At 67.6% G+C, this 17,941-nt stretch carries 13 protein-coding genes and 1 tRNA gene; 9 read left to right on the top strand and 5 right to left on the bottom strand.

Going from position 1 to position 17,941, the window contains the following annotated elements; translation table 11 throughout:
- Positions 1 to 6: 6 nt before the first annotated feature.
- Entirely contained in the window at positions 7 to 807 is an 801-nt protein-coding gene (hyi, locus tag ACUTR7_RS18190) for a hydroxypyruvate isomerase (RefSeq protein ID WP_012204041.1), read from the bottom strand.
- A gap of 240 nt (positions 808 to 1,047) precedes the next feature.
- Positions 1,048 to 2,838 (bottom strand): glyoxylate carboligase, encoded by a 1,791-nt coding sequence (gene gcl, locus ACUTR7_RS18185; RefSeq protein WP_445609476.1) that lies wholly within the window; start codon positions 2,836 to 2,838, stop codon positions 1,048 to 1,050.
- Positions 2,839 to 2,959: 121 nt separating this feature from the next.
- On the opposite strand from gcl, the gene ACUTR7_RS18180 reads away from it, so the two are divergent.
- Positions 2,960 to 3,877, top strand: a complete 918-nt coding sequence (locus ACUTR7_RS18180) for a LysR family transcriptional regulator (protein ID WP_012204039.1) — start codon at positions 2,960 to 2,962, stop codon at positions 3,875 to 3,877.
- A gap of 83 nt (positions 3,878 to 3,960) precedes the next feature.
- Here ACUTR7_RS18180 and ACUTR7_RS18175 read toward each other — a convergent pair whose 3' ends face one another.
- The 3 genes from ACUTR7_RS18175 to ACUTR7_RS18165 all read right to left on the bottom strand — a co-directional run bounded on the left by ACUTR7_RS18175 (position 3,961) and on the right by ACUTR7_RS18165 (position 7,527).
- Positions 3,961 to 5,283, bottom strand: a complete 1,323-nt coding sequence (locus ACUTR7_RS18175; RefSeq protein ID WP_096915543.1) for a glycerate kinase type-2 family protein — start codon at positions 5,281 to 5,283, stop codon at positions 3,961 to 3,963.
- A 104-nt stretch (positions 5,284 to 5,387) separates the two neighbouring features.
- Positions 5,388 to 6,368, bottom strand: a complete 981-nt coding sequence (locus ACUTR7_RS18170) for a Bug family tripartite tricarboxylate transporter substrate binding protein (RefSeq protein WP_445609475.1) — start codon at positions 6,366 to 6,368, stop codon at positions 5,388 to 5,390.
- Between the two features lie 52 nt (positions 6,369 to 6,420).
- The gene (locus tag ACUTR7_RS18165) at positions 6,421 to 7,527 is read right to left on the bottom strand and encodes a tartrate dehydrogenase (protein ID WP_445609474.1); all 1,107 of its coding nucleotides are present in this window, start codon (positions 7,525 to 7,527) and stop codon (positions 6,421 to 6,423) included.
- Between the two features lie 124 nt (positions 7,528 to 7,651).
- Here ACUTR7_RS18165 and ACUTR7_RS18160 point away from each other — a divergent pair, with 124 nt between their 5' ends.
- From ACUTR7_RS18160 to ACUTR7_RS18125, 8 genes are all read left to right on the top strand, one after another.
- Positions 7,652 to 8,575 (top strand): LysR family transcriptional regulator, encoded by a 924-nt coding sequence (locus tag ACUTR7_RS18160; protein ID WP_043823989.1) that lies wholly within the window; start codon positions 7,652 to 7,654, stop codon positions 8,573 to 8,575.
- An 86-nt stretch (positions 8,576 to 8,661) separates the two neighbouring features.
- Positions 8,662 to 9,339, top strand: a complete 678-nt coding sequence (locus ACUTR7_RS18155) for a GntR family transcriptional regulator (protein WP_012204034.1) — start codon at positions 8,662 to 8,664, stop codon at positions 9,337 to 9,339.
- Positions 9,336 to 10,292: an allantoinase PuuE gene (gene puuE, locus ACUTR7_RS18150; RefSeq protein ID WP_013803714.1), complete on the top strand. Its 957-nt coding sequence runs from the start codon at positions 9,336 to 9,338 to the stop codon at positions 10,290 to 10,292. Before ACUTR7_RS18155 ends, puuE begins: the two co-directional genes overlap by 4 nt.
- A 6-nt stretch (positions 10,293 to 10,298) precedes the next feature.
- On the top strand, positions 10,299 to 12,074 hold the full coding sequence (gene uraD, locus ACUTR7_RS18145) for a 2-oxo-4-hydroxy-4-carboxy-5-ureidoimidazoline decarboxylase (RefSeq protein ID WP_043823985.1): 1,776 nt from the start codon (positions 10,299 to 10,301) through the stop codon (positions 12,072 to 12,074).
- Positions 12,071 to 13,363: a M20 family metallopeptidase gene (locus ACUTR7_RS18140; RefSeq protein ID WP_197957113.1), complete on the top strand. Its 1,293-nt coding sequence runs from the start codon at positions 12,071 to 12,073 to the stop codon at positions 13,361 to 13,363. The genes uraD and ACUTR7_RS18140 overlap by 4 nt, the downstream gene beginning before the upstream one ends.
- Before the next feature lie 414 nt (positions 13,364 to 13,777).
- On the top strand, positions 13,778 to 15,265 hold the full coding sequence (locus ACUTR7_RS18135) for a nucleobase:cation symporter-2 family protein (RefSeq protein WP_013803717.1): 1,488 nt from the start codon (positions 13,778 to 13,780) through the stop codon (positions 15,263 to 15,265).
- Between the two features lie 185 nt (positions 15,266 to 15,450).
- Positions 15,451 to 17,748: an NADP-dependent malic enzyme gene (locus ACUTR7_RS18130; protein ID WP_012204029.1), complete on the top strand. Its 2,298-nt coding sequence runs from the start codon at positions 15,451 to 15,453 to the stop codon at positions 17,746 to 17,748.
- A gap of 101 nt (positions 17,749 to 17,849) precedes the next feature.
- Positions 17,850 to 17,937: transfer RNA gene (locus ACUTR7_RS18125), tRNA-Ser, on the top strand.
- Positions 17,938 to 17,941: the final 4 nt, after the last annotated feature.

Here is a 17,941-nt window from a genome sequence, read left to right as displayed (position 1 = left end):
CGGCGCTCAGGCGGCGACTGCCGCGCGCACGCTGGTGTGGGCGTCCAGCCAGCCCAGGCCCGATTCGGTATCGCGCGCGGGCTTGTACTCGCAGCCCACCCAGCCCTGGTAGCCGATGCGGTCCAGGTGCGCGAACAGGAAGGGGTAGTTGATCTCGCCCGTGCCCGGCTCGTTGCGGCCCGGGTTGTCGGCCAGCTGCACGTGGCCGATGCGCGCCAGGTGCTTTTGCAGCGTGGCCGCCAGCTCGCCCTCGGTGCGCTGCGCGTGGTAGATGTCGTACTGCACGAAGGCGTTGGGCGCGCCCACCTCGTCGAGGATGGACAGGGCCTCGTCCGTGCGGTTCAGGTAGAAGCCGGGAATGTCGAAGGGGTTGATGGGCTCGATCAGCAGGCGCAGATTGGCCGCGCTCAGCGCCGATGCGGCAAAGCGCAGGTTGTCCACGAAGGTGCGGCGCAGCAGCGCGGCATCGGCACCGGCAGGCGCCTTGCCGGCCAGGCAGTTGAGCTGGGGCACGCCCAGCGCATGGCCATAGGTCACGGCCTTGGCCACGCCGGCGCGGAACTCGTCCACGCGGTCGGGGTGGCAGGCAATGCCGCGCTCGCCAGCATCCCAGTCGCCGGCAGGCAGGTTGTGCAGCACGATCTGCAGGCCGTGGGCGTCCACGCGCTCCTTGATCTCTTCGACCGTATGGGCGTAGGGAAACAGGAATTCCACGGCCTCGAAGCCGGCTCGCGCCGCGCGCTCGAAGCGGTCGAGGAAGGGCACCTCGGTGAACAGCATGCTGAGGTTGGCAGCAAAACGGGGCATGTCAGAAGTCTCCGGTTGTCGTTTGGTGGGTGGGTGGCGGCAGGGCCGCAAGGCGCCCCGCCGGTAAAAATGCCCAAGGGGCAATGGAAATCGGAACCCCCGAGTGCCTGCACCGCCCGCAATGCAGGCATTGGCGCAGCGCCAGCCAGGGATGCCAGGCAAGGGCTGCCCCGCAGCGATGGCATCGTCCCCCTCCGAAGAGAGGGGGAAGCGGCGCAGCCGCTCAGGGGGTGCCTTGCTTCAGTCCAACAGGGCCAGGGCGCTGGGCACGTCGGCAGGCGCTGCGGCCAGATCCTCGAACTCGATCACGTTGTCGATCTCGGCGCCCATGGAGATATTGGTCATGCGCTCCAGGATGACCTCGACGACGACCGGCGTGCGGTGCTCTGCCATCCAGGCCTCGGCCTGCTGCATGGCGGGCGCGAAGTCCTCGGGACGGTGTACGCGGATGGCCTTGCAGCCCAGGCCCTCGACCACCTTGACGTGGTCCACGCCATAGCCTTTGGACTCTTCCTTGTCGTCGACATTGATGTTGTCGAAGGCCAGCTGCACGCAGTAGTCGATGGAGAAGGCGCGCTGCGCCTGGCGGATCAGGCCCAGGTAGCTGTTGTTGACCAGCACATGGATGTAGGGCAGCTTGAACTGCGCGCCCACGGCCAGCTCCTCGATCATGAACTGGAAGTCATAGTCGCCCGACAGCGCCACGATCTTGCGGGCCGGGTCGGCCACGCGCACGCCCAGGGCGGCCGGAACGGTCCAGCCCAGCGGGCCGGCCTGGCCGCAGTTGATCCAGTTGCGCGGCTTGTAGACATGCAGGAACTGCGCGCCGGCAATCTGCGACAGGCCGATGGTGGAGACATAGCAGGTGTCCTTGTCCAGGCTGCGGTTCATGCACTGGTAGACGCGCTGCGGCTTCATGGGCACGTTGTCGAAATTGGTCTTGCGCAGGTACTCCACATTGTTCTTGCGGGCCTGGCATTCGGCCACCCAGCCGCTGCGGTCCTTCAGGCGGCCAGCCGCCTTCCACTCGCGCGCCACCTCCACGAAGAGCTTGAGCGCGGCGCCTGCGTCCGAGACGATGCCGTAGTCGGGCGCGAACACGCGGCCGATCTGCGTGGGCTCGATGTCCACGTGCACGAACTTGCGGCCCTTGGTGTAGACCTCGACCGAGCCCGTGTGGCGGTTGGCCCAGCGGTTGCCGATGCCCAGCACGAAGTCGGAGGCCAGCATGGTGGCATTGCCGTAGCGGTGGCTGGTCTGCAGGCCGCACATGCCGGCCATCAGGCGGTGGTCATCGGGAATGGTGCCCCAGCCCATCAGGGTGGGAATCACGGGCACGTCCAGCAGCTCGGCGAACTCCACCAGCAGTTCGGAAGCGTCGGCATTGATCACGCCGCCGCCCGAGACCAGCAGCGGGCGCTCGGACTCGTTGAGCATGGCGATAGCCTTTTCCACCTGCTTGCGCGTGGCGGCAGGCTTGTAGACAGGCAGGGGCTCGTAGGTGTCGATGTCGAACTCGATCTCGGCCAGCTGCACGTCGATGGGCAGGTCGATCAGCACGGGGCCGGGGCGGCCCGAGCGCATCAGGTGGAAGGCCTGCTGGAAAGCGCGCGGCACCTGGGCCGGCTCCAGCACCGTGGTGGCCCACTTGGTCACGGTCTTGGCGATGGAGGCAATGTCCACGGCCTGGAAATCTTCCTTGTGCAAACGCGAGCGCGGCGCCTGGCCCGTGATGCAGAGAATCGGAATCGAATCCGCGCTGGCCGAGTACAGGCCCGTGATCATGTCCGTGCCGGCCGGGCCGCTGGTGCCGATGCACACGCCGATGTTGCCGGCCACGGCGCGGGTGTAGCCCTCGGCCATGTGGCTTGCGCCTTCGACGTGGCGCGCCAGGATATGGCCGATGCCGCCATGGTCCTTGAGCGCTGCGTACAGCGGGTTGATGGCGGCACCGGGAACGCCGAATGCGACGGTCACGCCTTCTTTTTCCAGCACGCGGACTGCGGCTTCGATTGCTTTCATTTTTGCCATGGGAGGTCTCCTTCAAATTGGAGTCAACTCTAGGCAGACAGGCCGATTGGCGGAACGCCTGCGCAGACCATAAAATTTATTCCGTACAGGAATAACTACCAATGAAAAAGGAGACAACGCCATGGACAGACTCGATGCCATGCACATGTTCGTGCGCGTGGTGGAGACCAGCAGCTTCACCAAGGTCGCTCACGAATTCGCCACCACCCAGCCCACGGTCACCAAGCAGATCGCAGCCATGGAAGCGCGCCTGAAAGTGCGCCTGCTCAACCGCAACACGCGCGGCGTGAGCCTGACCGAAGCGGGCGCGCTGTACTACGAGAAATGCAAGACCATCGTCAACGACGTGGCCGAGGCGGACAAGGTGGTCCAGGTGCGCCAGACCCAGGTGCAGGGCCAGCTGCGCATTGGCAGCTCGGTGGCCTTTGGCCGGCGCGTGCTGATACCGCTGGCGCTGGAGTTCATGGCGCACAACCCCCAGGTGCAGGTCGACCTGAGCTTCGAGGACCGCTACACCGACTTGGTGGCCAACGGCATCGACGTGGCCCTGCGCCTGGGCAAGCTGGCCGACTCCAGCCTGGGCGCACGCACGCTGGGCGTGAACCCCTGGGTGCTGGTGGCCTCGCCCACCTACCTGCGCAAGCGCGGCACGCCGCGCCGCCCCTCCGACCTCAAGGAACATGCCACGCTGATCTACAGCAGCGTGCAGGGCAACGACATCTGGCGCCTGCGCAACGCCAGCGGAGAACCGGTCTCGGTGGCGGTCACGGGCCGGCTGCGCTCCAACAACCTCTCGGCCCTGCTGGCGGCCTCACGCTCGCACATGGGCATCGCCGCCCTGCCCCGCTACGTGGCCCACGATTCCCTGGAAGCCGGCCGCGTGGTCGAAGTCCTCAAGACCTGCCGCCTGCCCGAGCAGGAAATCCACGCCGTCTACCCCTCGCCGCGCCTGGTGCCGCAGAAGGTGCAGTCCTTCATCGCCTTCCTGCAGGGGCGGTTCGATGCCGAGTGGTGGGAGACGCTGCCGCGCGGGGCGTGAGCGCCTGAAACAGGCGAGCCTGAAACAAGTGGCCGGGCGCACGCCCCGGCCTCGAAAAACAACCACCCGGCAGGAGCAAAAACCTAGAGAACCAGAATCGCCCGAAAGTCGTTCACGTTGGTATGCGTAGGACCGGTCACCACCAGATCCCCCAACGCATCAAAGAACCCATACGCATCATTGCGATCCAGATACTCGGCAATCCGCATACCCTGGTCCTGGGCCCGCGCCAACGTATCCGGTGACACGCGCGCTCCCGCGTTGTCTTCCACGCCATCGATGCCATCGGTATCGGCCGCCAGCGCCCAGACCTTCTCCTGCCCCTGCAGGGCCTGGGCCAGGCCCATGCAGAACTCTCCAGCCCGGCCACCGCGTCCCTTGGGCGTGCCGGCCGGGCGCTGCCGGATGGTGACCGTGGTCTCGCCGCCGGACAGGATCACGCAGGGCTTTGCAAACGGCTGGCCGTGGCGCGCCACGGCGCGCGCCAGGGCGGCGTGGACCTTGGCGACTTCGCGCGATTCGCCCTCGATCTCGTCGGACAGCACATGGGTGCGCAGGCCTGCGGCCTCGGCCACGCGTGCGGCCGCCTCCAGCGAGTGCTGGGGCGTGGCGATCATGTGTACCTCGTGGCCCGCAAAGCGCGCGTCGCCGGGCTTGGGGGTTTCCAGCTCGCCCGCCTCCAGCGCGCGGCGCACGGATTCGGGCACGTCGATGCGGTAGCGCGCGAGGATGGCCAGCGCGTCGGCGCAGCTGCTGGCATCGGGCACTGTGGGGCCGCTGGCGATGATGGAGGGATCGTCGCCCGGCACATCGCTGATGGTCAGAGTGACCACGCGCGCAGGCGCGCAGGCCGCGCCCAGGCGCCCGCCCTTGATGCGCGACAGGTGCTTGCGCACGCAGTTCATCTCGCCGATGGCGGCGCCGCTTTCCAGCAGGGCGCGGTTGATGCGCTGCTTTTCCTCCAGGTCGATGCCTTCGGCAGGCAGGGTCAGCAGGGCCGAGCCGCCGCCCGAGATCAGGCACAGCACGAGGTCGTCCTCGGTCAGCCCTTCGGTCAGTGCGAGGATGCGTTCGGCGGCGGCCAGGCCTGCCGCATCGGGCACGGGGTGGGCGGCCTCGACCACCTCAATGCGCTGCGCCAGCCCTTCGGGGCGCGGCGGGATGTGGTGGTAGCGCGTGACCACGAGGCCGGACAGCGGCGCGTCCGCTGGCCACAGCGCCTCCAGCGCCTGGGCCATGGAGCCGCCGGCCTTGCCCGCGCCCAGCACCAGGGTGCGGCCCTTGGGAGGCTTTGGCAGGCATTGGGCCATGCTGTACAGGGGCTGCGCATCCTTGACCGCAGCGCGGTAGAGGTCGAGCAGAAAGGCTTGGGGATCGGTGAGGTGCAGGTCCGTGGTGCTGGTCATGGTGTGTTGTCTCCGCCGGGCATTATGGAATTTCCTGCACCGGCGGTGGCATGCGGTCAAGTCACAACTGATTCGCCCGGCCTCGTTCCTCGCGCCAACTCAACTCAATCCAGGGCCACCTTGGCATCCTTCACCAGCCTGGCGAAGCGGTCGGTGTCGTCGCGGATCTGGCGCGCCATCTGCTCGGGCGATCCGCCGATGGGCTCGGCGCCTATCTCTTCCATCTTCCTGCGGAACTGCGGGGACTCGATGATGCGGTTCATGTCCGCGCCCAGCCGCGCCAGTACCTCCCGGGGCGTGGCGGCCGGTGCCAGCACGCCGAACCAGGTGCCCATGTCGAAGCCCTTGAGCCCGGCCTCGTCCAGCGTGGGCACATCGGGCAGGGCCACCGAGCGCCGGGCCGTGGTCACGGCCAGCGCGCGCAGCTTGCCAGCCTTGATGTGGGGCAGCACAGGCGTGACGGTATCGAAGGACATGGCGATCTGCCCGCCCAGCAGATCCGTGGTCAGCGGCCCGCTGCCCTTGTAGGGCACGTGCAGCAGCTGCACGCCGCCCATGGACTCGAACTGCGCGCCGATCAGGTGCTGGCCCGTGCCCGCGCCGTTGGAGCCATAGGCCAGCTTGCCGGGCTGGGCCCGAGCCTGGGCCAGCAGCTCCTGCACGGTTTTGGCGGGCACCTGCGGATTGACCACCAGCACATTGGGGACCACGGCCACCACGGTGATGGGCGCCAGGTCCTTCTGGAAGTCATAGCCCAGCCTGCGGTAGACGCTGGTGGCAATGGTGTGGTGCACGGCGCCCATGAGCAGGGTGTAGCCGTCAGGTTTCGCCTTGACCACATGGTCGGCGCCCAGGGTGGCGCCCGCGCCGGGGCGGTTTTCCACGACCACGGGCTGGCCCAGACTCTTGGACAGCTCCTGGCCCAGCGCACGTGCCAGCACGTCGGTGGTGCCGCCTGCGGGAAACGGCACGATGAGGTTGACGGGGCGCGCCGGCCAGGCCTGGGCCCAGGCCGAAGACATGGCGGCTGCAATGGTGGCGGTGGCCAGCGCGCACGCGGCGGCAACCCTGGTGATGCGGTTCATGGCTTGTCTCCTGTCTGTTCTTTTGTGGGTTATCGGACCATGCAGCGCACGCTCAGGCAGGCACGGGCTCGGCCTGGACCTCGGCGGTCTGCGCGCGCAGCCGAGTGCAGACCGCGTCGGTGACCTGGCGCGTGGTGGCCTTGCCGCCCAGGTCGCGCGTGTGCAGCGCGGCATCGGCCGTCACCTGCTCCACGGCCTGCATCAGGCGCTGCGCGGCGCGGTGCTTGCCCAGGTGCTCCAGCAGCATCACGCAGCTCCAGAAGGTGCCCACGGGGTTGGCCAGGCCCTGGCCCATGATGTCGAAGGCCGATCCGTGGATGGGCTCGAACATGCTGGGATAGCGGCGCTCCGGGTCGATGTTGCCCGTGGGCGCAATGCCCAGGCTGCCGGCCAGCGCGGCCGCCAGGTCGCTGAGGATGTCGGCATGCAGGTTGGTGGCGACCAGGGTGTCCAGCGAGGCGGGGCGGTTGACCATGCGCGCCGTGGCCGCGTCCACCAGCTCCTTGTCCCAGCGCACGTCGGGAAACTCGGCGGCCACCTGCACCGCAATCTCGTCCCACATCACCATGGCATGGCGCTGGGCGTTGGACTTGGTGATCACCGTCAGCAGCTTGCGCGGCCGCGACTGCGCCAGGCGGAAGGCAAAGCGCATGATGCGCTCCACGCCCGCGCGGGTCATCATGCTCACGTCGGTGGCCACCTCGATGGGATGGCCCTGGTGGGCGCGGCCGCCCACGCCCGCGTATTCGCCTTCGGAGTTCTCGCGCACGATGACCCAGTCCAGGTCCTCTCGCGCGCAGCGCTTGAGCGGCGCATCGATGCCGGGCAGGATGCGCGTGGGCCGCACATTGGCGTACTGATCGAACCCCTGGCAGATCTTCAGGCGCAGGCCCCACAGCGTGACATGGTCGGGAATGTGCGGGTCGCCGGCCGAGCCGAACAGGATGGCGTCCTGGCCGCGCAGCGCGTCCAGCCCGTCGGCCGGCATCATCTCGCCGTGCGCGCGGTACCAGTCGCCGCCCCAGCCGAAACTGGTGAAGGCAAAGCCCAGGCCGGGCTGGGTTTCGGCCAGCGCCTGCAGCACCTCCTGCCCTGCGGGCACCACTTCCTTGCCGATGCCATCGCCGGGAATGCAGGCGATGCGGTATGTCTTTGTCATGAGGGCTCCTTGGATTGCGGTGGATGAAGCGCCATGCGGTTCCATGGCCTTGTCCGTGAATCTATCGATGGAACAACGCCGCGCGCGCCTCTAGAGTGATGGCATCGTTCACTTTGATTCAACAATGAGCACACCCGTCTCAGCGCCATCGGAGATGGCCTTCTTCTGCCTGCTGGCCCGCAGCGCCAGCCTGTCGGCCACGGCCCGCGAGCTGGGCATCACCACGCCGGCGGCCAGCAAGCGCCTGTCCCAGATGGAGGCGCGGCTGGGCGTGCAACTGGTCAGCCGCACGACGCGGCGCCTGGGCCTGACCGATGAGGGCCAGACCTACCTGGCCCATGCGCGGCGCATCCTGGACGACATTGCCGCCATGGAGCAGGCCGTGGCCGGCATGCCCGGGCAGCCGCAGGGCCTGCTGCGCATCAATGCCACGCTGGGATTCGGTCGCAGCCATATCGCGCCGCTGATCGCCAGCTTCGTGCGCAGGCACCCGCAGATCCAGGTGCAGCTGCAGCTGTCGGCCTCGCCGCCGCCCCTGGTCGATGACAGCTTCGACCTGTGCATACGCTTTGGCGAACCGCCGGACGCGCGCATCATCGCGCGGCGCCTGGCGCCCAACCGGCGGCTGCTGTGCGCGTCTGCCGCCTACCTGGCACGGCGCGGCACGCCAGCCACCCCGCGCGAGCTGATGCAGCACGACTGCATCGACATCCGCCAGGGCGACGACACCCACGGCGTCTGGCGCTTCACCCACAACGGCCCCGGCCGCAAGACCGAGGCCATCCGCCTGCGCGACAGCCTGAGCACCAACGATGGCGAGATCGCCGTGGGCTGGGCCCTGGCCGGCCTGGGCATCGTCATGCGCGCCGAATGGGATGTCGCCCGCTACCTGCGCAGCGGCCGCCTGGTGCAGGTGCTGGCCGACCATGCCACGGCGCCGGCCGACATCCATGTGGTCTATCCGCAGCGGCATGCGGCAACCCAGCGCGTGCAGCGCTTTGTCGAGCACCTGGCACGGCACTTCGACACGGCCGCGCCCGGTTTCTGAAAAGGCATGCCGTATGCGGGGAAACGCCAATAAGCAGTAGACAGAAACTGTATACAACTCTTGTGACCAGCCGCTATGATGGCTGAATGGAGACTTCCACCACCAGTTTCATTGTCGAGAGCCTGACCCGGGCCATCGTCGAACACCGTCTTCTGCCCGGCACCAAGCTGGCCGAGCAGAAATTGGCAGACCATTTCGGCGTCTCGCGCACCCTGGTGCGCCAGGCGCTGTTCCAGCTGTCGCAAAACCGCCTGATCCGGCTCGAACCCGCGCGCGGGGCCTTCGTGGCCACGCCCTCGGTGGACGAGGCGCGCCAGGTCTTCGCCGTGCGCCGCATGCTCGAAGCCGAGATGGTGCGCGCCTTCATCGCCCAGAGCACGCCGGCCAAGATCCGCGCGCTGCGGCAGCACGTGGCGGCCGAGAAAAAGGCCATGGACGGCAACGACGTCGGCCAGCGTACCGAGCTGCTGGGCGACTTCCACGTGCGCATGGCCGAGCTCATGGGCAACGAGGTGCTGGCCCAGTTGCTGGGCGAACTGATCTCGCGCTGCGCGCTGATCACGCTGATGTACCAGTCCAGCACGGCCGCCGAGCATTCCCATGACGAGCATGCCGAAATCGTCACGGCCCTGGCCGGCGGCGACGCCGACCACGCCGTGCAGCTCATGCAGCAGCACCTGGACCACGTGGAAGCCGGCCTGACCTTCGACCGCGACATGCCGACCAGCGATCTTTCGATGGCCCTTTCCTCCGTATCCGCATGACCTACGACGCCACTGCCCCCTATCCCCGCGACCTGATCGGCTACGGTCGCACGCCCCCCCACGCCCGCTGGCCAGGCCAGGCCCGCGTGGCCGTGCAGTTCGTCCTCAACTATGAAGAGGGCGGCGAGAACTGCGTGCTGCACGGCGACGCCGCCAGCGAGCAGTTCCTGTCCGAAATGTTCAACCCGGCCGCCTACCCCGAGCGCCACATGAGCATGGAAGGCATCTATGAATACGGCTCGCGCGCAGGCGTCTGGCGCATCCTGCGCGAGTTCGAGAAGCGCGGCCTGCCGCTGACCGTGTTCGGCGTGGCCACGGCCCTGCAAAAGCACCGTGAGCTGGCCCAGGCCTTCGACGAGCTGGGCCATGAAGTGGCCTGCCACGGCCTCAAGTGGATCCACTACCAGAACATTCCCGCCGAGGTCGAGCGCGAGCACATGCGCCAGTGCATGGAGATCTTCGGCGAGCTGTACGGCCACGATGGCGACCACGGCCTGGGCTGGTACACGGGCCGCGACAGCCCCAACACCCACCGCCTGGTGGCCGACGACGGCCGCTTCGCCTACGACAGCGACTACTACGGCGACGACCTGCCCTTCTGGATGAAGGTCGGCAGGAGCGACGGCAGCACCCGCAGCCAGCTCATCGTGCCCTACACGCTGGACTGCAACGACATGCGCTTCGCCCTGCCCCAGGGCTACTCGCACGCCGACCCGTTCTTCCAATACCTGAAGGACACGTTCGACGCCCTCTACGCCGAGGGCGATCCGGCCGGCGATGACTCCCCCAAGATGATGAGCATTGGCATGCACTGCCGCCTGCTGGGCCGCCCCGGCCGCATCACGGCACTGCAGCGCTTTCTGGACCACATTCAGCGGCACGACAAGGTCTGGGTCTGCCGCCGCATCGACCTCGCGCGCCACTGGGCGCACCACCATCCCGACAAGGAATAACGCAGCATGGCTCTGACGCTGGAACAACTCAACGCCGCCGACCTGGCCACCGCCGCCGGTCTGCTCGACGGCCTCTACGAACACTCGCCCTGGATTGCCGAGGCCGCGCTGGCCCAGCGCCCCTTCCGCTCGCTGGCACAGATCAAGTACGCCATGGCCCAGGTGCTGGACAAGGCGCCCGTGCAGGCCAAGCTCGACCTGATCCGCGCCCACCCGGAGCTGGCCGGCAAGGCCATGGAGACCAACACGCTCACGGCCGAATCCACCAACGAGCAGAACAAGGCCGGCCTGACGCGCTGCACGCCCGAGGAGCTGGAGCACATCCGCAAGCTCAACGCCGAGTACGGCAAGCGCTTCGGCTTTCCCTTCATCCTGGCCGTGCGCGGTCCGCGCGGCGCGGGCCTGGCCAAGGCCGAGATCATCGAGACCTTCGAGCGCCGCCTGCACAACCACCCCGACTTCGAGCTGGGCGAGGCGCTGCGCAACATCCACCGCATTGCCGAGATCCGCCTGAACGACAAGTTCGGCTACACGCCCGAGCTGGGCAACGATGTCTGGGACTGGCAGGAAAAGCTGGCCCAGCACAGCGACCCCGGCTATGCCGAAAAGGGCCAGCTCACCGTCACCTACCTGACCGATGCCCACCGCGCCTGCGCCCAGCGCATCAGCCACTGGATGCGCGACTGCGGCTTCGACGAGGTCGAGATCGACGCCGTGGGCAACGTCGTGGGCCGCTACAAGGCAGCCACCGAGGACGCCAAGACCCTGCTGACCGGCAGCCACTACGACACCGTGCGCAACGGCGGCAAGTACGACGGCCGCCTGGGCATCTTCGTGCCCATGGCCTGCGTGCGCGAGCTGCACCGCCAGGGCAAGCGCCTGCCGTTCCACATCGAGGTCGTGGGCTTTTCCGAAGAGGAAGGCCAGCGCTACAAGGCCACCTTCCTGGGCTCGGGCGCACTGATCGGCGACTTCAGGCAGGAATGGCTGGAGCAAAAGGATGCCGACGGCATCACCCTGCGCGAGGCCATGCAGCATGCCGGCCTGTGCATTGACGACATTCCGAAGCTGCAGCGCGATCCGGCCCGCTACCTGGGCTTCATCGAAGTGCACATCGAACAGGGCCCGGTGCTCAACGAGCTGGACATCCCGCTGGGCATCGTCACCTCCATCAACGGCAGCGCGCGCTACATCTGCGAGATGATCGGCATGGCCAGCCACGCCGGCACCACGCCCATGGACCGCCGCCGCGATGCCGCCTGCGGCGTGGCCGAGCTGGCGCTGTACATCGAAAAGCGCGCCGCGCGCGACGGCACCTCGGTGGCCACCATGGGCCAGCTCAATGTGCCCAGCGGCTCGGTCAACGTGGTCCCCGGCCGCTGCCAGTTCAGCCTGGACCTGCGCGCGCCCACCAACGAACAGCGCGACGCCATGGTGGCCGACATCCTGGCCGAGATCGAGGCCATCGCCCAGCGCCGTGGCCTGCGCTACAGCACCGAGCTGGCCATGAAGGCCGCCGCCGCCCCCAGCGCCCCCGAATGGCAGCAGCGCTGGGAAGCCGCCGTGGACGCCCTGGGCGTGCCCCTGTACCGCATGCCCAGCGGCGCCGGCCACGACGCCATGAAGCTGCACGAAATCATGCCCCAGGCCATGCTGTTCGTGCGCGGCCTGAACGCCGGCATCAGCCACAACCCGCTGGAAAGCTCCACCGCCGACGACATGCAACTGTCCGTCGATGCCTTCTCCCACGTACTGAACCAGCTGGCCCAAGAGCAGCAATGACCGACATGAACCAAGACAAGCAAGCCACCTACGCCGCCCTGGACGCCTGGATCGACCAGCACTTCGATGAAGAGGTGCAATTCCTGCAGGCCCTGGTCCAGGTTCCGACCGACACCCCGCCCGGCAACAACGCACCCCACGCCGAGCGCACGGCCGAGCTGCTCAAGACCCTGGGCTACGAGGCCGAGAAGCACACCGTGCCCGAGGCCGAGGTCAAGGCCTACGGCATGGAATCCATCACCAACCTGATCGTGCGCCGCCCCTACGGCAGCGCAGGTGACGCCGGCGGCGGCCTGACCATCGCGCTGAACGCCCACGGCGACGTGGTGCCGCCCGGTGAAGGCTGGACCCAGGACCCCTATGGCGCCGCCATCGAGGACGGCAAGCTCTACGGCCGCGCCGCCGCTGTGAGCAAGAGCGACTTCGCCACCTTCACCTACGCCGTGCGTGCGCTCGAAGCCGTGGCCAGGCCATCCAAGGGCGCGGTGGAACTGCACTTCACCTATGACGAGGAATTCGGCGGCATCCTGGGCCCCGGCTGGCTGCTGGCCAACAACCTCACCAAGCCCGACCTCATGGTCGCGGCCGGCTTCAGCTACGAAGTCGTCACCGCCCACAACGGCTGCCTGCAGATGGAAGTGACCGTGCAGGGCAAGATGGCCCACGCCGCCGTGCCCCACACGGGCGTGGACGCGCTGCAGGCCGCCGTGGTGCTGATGAACGCGCTGTACGCCGAGAACACCAAGTACCAGCAGGTGACCTCCAAGGTGCCGGGCATCAAGCACCCCTACCTGAACATCGGCCGCATCGAAGGCGGCACCAACACCAACGTGGTGCCCGGCAAGGTCGTGCTCAAGATCGACCGCCGCATGATCCCCGAGGAGAACCCGGCCGAGGTCGAGGCCAGCATCCGCGCCGTCATCGCCCAGGCCATTGCCGACTTCAACGCCAAGGGCGGCTACACGGGCGAGGATGCCGTGCGCGTGGACATCAAGCGCCTGCTGCTGGCCAATGCCATGACGCCGCTGGCGGGCAACAAGCCCCTGGTGGACGCCATCCAGGCCCATGGCGAAGCCGTGTTCGGCGAAAAGCCCCCGGCCGTGGGCACGCCGCTGTACACCGACGTGCGCCTGTACGTGGAGCGCGGCATTCCCGGCGTGATCTACGGCGCCGGCCCGCGCACCGTGCTGGAGTCCCATGCCAAGCGCGCCGACGAACGCCTGGTGCTGGAGGACCTGCGCCGCGCCACCAAGGTCATCGCGCGCATGCTGTGCGACCTGACCGCCTGACCGCCTGACGGCCCGCATCAAGGCCTGACACCCAAGCCCGGCGCCGCCGGGCTTTTTTGCGCCCGGGCACCGCATCGGGGCACATGCACCGCCGCAGCCCATGCCGTGCGCCAGAGCCGCGCACGAGCCACGCACGAGCCGCGTCCAAGTCGCGCCAAGCCGCGCGGTAGCGGCCGCCAGGCACCAGCACGGTGCCTGGCGCTTGCCTGGCGGCTGGCATCCATCTTGCAATGCACCATGGCACTCCCGCCCTGGCAGGCGATGCGCACCAAAACGGGTTGGCGCGACTGCCGCAACAGGGTTTACCGGGAGCAGAAATTTCCCATGATCTGTATACACTTTTTGTATGGATGTTGGCGCCGAACCCTGCCACGCCGGCGTCCGTTCCCATAAATCCCGAGGAGACAAATCCCCATGCAATCTTCCGTTCATCCCGTCGATGAGATGCTGCCCGCAGGCAAGCTCACGGCGCTGGGCCTGCAGCACGTTCTCGTGATGTATGCGGGCGCCGTGGCCGTGCCCCTGATCGTCGGCCGCGCACTCAACCTGCCGCCCGAGCAGGTGGCCCACCTGATCTCGGCCGACCTGTTTTGCTGCGGCCTGATCACGCTGATCCAGGCCATGGGCGCGACCCAGTGGTTCGGCATCAAGCTGCCCGTGATGATGGGCGTGACCTTCGCCAGCGTGGCGCCCATGGTGTCCATGGCGCAGAGCACGGGCGGCTCGGCGGGGGCGGGGCTGATCTTCGGCTCGGTGATAGGGGCGGGGATCGTGTCCATCCTCATCGCCCCGCTGATCAGCCGCATGCTGCGCTTTTTCCCGCCCGTGGTGACCGGCACCATCATTGCCGTCATCGGCATCAGCCTGATGCGCGTGGGCGTGAACTGGATCTTCGGCAACCCCGTCGGCCCCACCGCTCCCAGCGTGCCCAACCCCGAGCACCTGAAATGGCTGGCCGACGCCCAGGCCACGGCCGGCGCGCCGGGCTCCTCGCTGCCGCCCGTGCCCAAGGGTTTCGCGGTGGTGCCCACCATCCCCAACCCCAAGTACGGCGACCTGACCGGCGTGGGCATCTCGGCCATCGTGCTGCTGTCCATCCTGCTGATCGCGCGCTTTGCCAAGGGCTTCCTGGCCAACGTCTCGGTGCTCATGGGCATCCTGATCGGCGGCGTGCTGTCCGTGGCCATGGGCCTGATGGACTTCAGCAAGGTCGCCAAGGCCGAATGGTTCACGATGGTGCTGCCCTTCGAGATCGCCACGCCGGTGTTCGACCCCATCCTCATCCTCACCATGAGCCTGGTGATGGTGGTGGTGATGATCGAGTCCACCGGCATGTTCCTGGCCCTGGGCGACATGACCGATCGCAAGATCAGCCAGGACGAGCTGACGCGCGGCCTGCGCACTGACGGCCTGGGCACGCTGATCGGCGGCATCTTCAACACCTTCCCCTACACCAGCTTCTCGCAGAACGTGGGCCTGGTCGCCGTCACCGGCGTCAAGAGCCGCTGGGTCTGCGTGGCCGGCGGCGTGATCCTGATCGTGCTGGGCGTGCTGCCCAAGATGGGCGCCCTGGTCGAGTCCCTGCCCACCGTGGTGCTGGGCGGCGCGGGCCTGGTGATGTTCGGCATGGTGGCCTCCACCGGCATCCGCATCCTGAGCAACGTGGATTTCCAGACCAATCGCAACAACGCCATGATCGTCGCCGTGTCCATCGGCGTGGGCATGATTCCGCTGGTGGCGCCGAATTTCCGCCAATGGATGCCCCACGGCATTCATCCGTTGATCGAATCCGGTATCCTGCTGGCCTCGATTACCGCGGTGGCATTGAACATTTTCTTCAACGGAGCCAGCAGCGATACCTCTGCTGCCGTCCGGGCCGCACGCCAGGCAGACGCCCACTGATGAAACAGTGCCCGCCCTGGCGGGCACGCCCAACAATCGCCCGGCCTACCCGCCGGGCTGTGCGCCCCCTGCCGTCCATAGGCGCCAGGGGGCTTGTTGTCGAAATCCCTGAGGCAAAACTGTCCTGACCCTCATAGGCTGTAGCTATCCGGTAAGCTCCGAGAGCATTTGCAGAGAATTCCTGTATGACCCAAAACCTGTCCAACGCCGAACAAGCCCTGCGCGACGCAGCCCGCGAATACCATCGCAGCCCCAACAAGGGCAAGATCTCCGTCACGCCCACCAAGCCCTTGTCCAACCAGCGCGACCTGTCGCTGGCCTATTCGCCCGGCGTGGCCTACCCCTGCCTGGACATCCAGGCCGACCCCTCGCTGGCCGCCGAATACACGGCGCGCGGCAACCTGGTCGGCGTCATCACCAACGGCACGGCCGTGCTGGGCCTGGGCGACATCGGCCCGCTGGCCGGCAAGCCTGTGATGGAAGGCAAGGGCTGCCTGTTCAAGAAGTTCGCCGGCGTCGACGTGTTCGACATCGAACTGGCCGAGCGCGATCCGGACAAGCTGATCGAGATCATCGCCTCGCTCGAACCCACGCTTGGCGGCATCAACCTCGAGGACATCAAGGCGCCCGAGTGCTTCTACATCGAGCAGGAGCTGTCCAAGCGCATGAACATCCCCGTGTTCCATGACGACCAGCACGGCACGGCCATCATCTCCAGCGCCGCCCTGCTCAACGGGCTGGAGCTGGTGGACAAGCAGATCGGCAACGTCAAGATCGCCGTCTCCGGCGCCGGCGCCGCTGCCATCGCCTGCGTGAACGTGATGGTGGGCCTGGGCGTCAAGCGCGAAAACGTCTTCATGTGCGACTCCAAGGGCGTGATCTACGAAGGCCGCCCCGGTGGCCTGGACGCCTCCAAGGCCCAGTACGCGCAAAAGACGGACGCCCGCACCCTGGCTGATGCCGTCAAGGATGCCGACGTCTTCCTGGGCTGCTCGGCTCCCGGCGTGCTCACTGCCGACATGGTCAAGACCATGGCCGACAAGCCCATCATCCTGGCCCTGGCCAACCCCGAGCCCGAGATCCGCCCCGAGCTGGCCAAGGCCGTGCGCCCGGACTGCATCATGGCCACGGGCCGCTCGGACTACCCCAACCAGGTCAACAACGTCCTGTGCTTCCCCTACATCTTCCGTGGCGCGCTGGACTGCGGCGCCACCAAGATCACCGAAGCCATGAAGCTGGCCTGCGTGCGCGAAATCGCCGCACTGGCCAAGCAGGACGTCAGCGATGAGGTCGCCGCCGCCTACCAGGGCAAGGAGCTGAAGTTCGGCCCCGACTACCTGATCCCCACGCCCTTCGACACCCGCCTGATCCTGCGCATCGCGCCGGCCGTGGCCAAGGCTGCCGAAGAGTCCGGCGTCGCCACCCGCCCCATCGCCGACTACGACGCCTACCGCGAGAGCCTGACCCGCTTCGTCTACCAGACCAGCATGTTCATGCGTCCGGTGTTCGCCGCTGCCAAGGCCAACCAGCAGCGCGTGGCCTATGCCGAAGGCGAAGACGAGCGCGTGCTGCGCGCCGCCCAGGTCGCCGTCGATGACGGCCTGGCCAAGCCCATCCTGATCGGCCGCCCCGCCGTGATCGAGGCCCGCATCGCCAAGGCCGGCCTGCGCCTGGTGCTGGGCAAGGACGTGGAGATCTGCAACCCCGAGGACGATCCGCGCTTCCGCCAGTATTGGGAAACCTACCACCGCCTGATGGGCCGCAACGGCGTCACGCCCGAGACCGCCAAGGCCGCCGTGCGCCGCTCCAACACGCTGATCGCCGCGCTCATGGTCCACCTGGGCGATGCCGACGCCATGCTCTGCGGCCTGGTCGGCAAGTTCGACAGCCACCTGGCCCATGTGCGCGACGTGCTCGGCCTCAAGCAAGGCGCTGGCGAATTCGCCACCGTCAACGCCGTGATGCTGGACAGCGGCACGCTGTTCATCGCCGACACCTACATCAACGAGGCGCCCAACGCCACCGAGCTGGCCGACATTGCCCGCCTGGCGGCCGAGGAAGTGGCCCGCTTCGGCCTGCCGCCCAAGGTGGCCTTCCTGTCGCACAGCAACTACGGCTCGTCCAGCCGCCCCTCGGCGCTGAAGATGCGCGCCGCGCGCGACCTGTTCGCCGCCGCCAACCCCGACGTGGAATGCGACGGCGAAATGCACGGCGACTCCGCCCTGTCTGAAGCCATCCGCGACCGCGCCCTGCTCGAGTCCTCGCTGCACGGCGAGGCCAACGTGCTGATCTGCCCCAACCTGGACGCCGCGAACATCCTGTTCAACGTGCTCAAGACCACGGGCGGCCACGGCACGACCATCGGCCCCATCCTGCTGGGCGGCGCTGCCGCAGCCCATGTGCTGACCCCCTCCGCCACCGTGCGCCGCGTGGTCAACATGACGGCCCTGGCCGCAGCCCAGGCCATCGCTGCCCGCGGCTGATCCGCGCCGCACCCAAAAAAGGCGCCCCTTCACAGGGGCGCCTTTTTTACGCCCCCTGCCCCGGCAGGAGCGGCATAAGCCCGGCTAGAATACGCAGCTTCGGAGGTTTGGGTGAGTGGTTTAAACCAGCAGTCTTGAAAACTGCCGACGGGCAACCGTCCGTGAGTTCGAATCTCACAGCCTCCGCCAGATA

This window comes from Delftia sp. NA_296.1 (assembly GCF_052692095.1).
The sequence above is the reverse complement of the archived record's forward strand: the minus strand, read 5'-3'. Positions and strand labels throughout refer to the sequence as shown.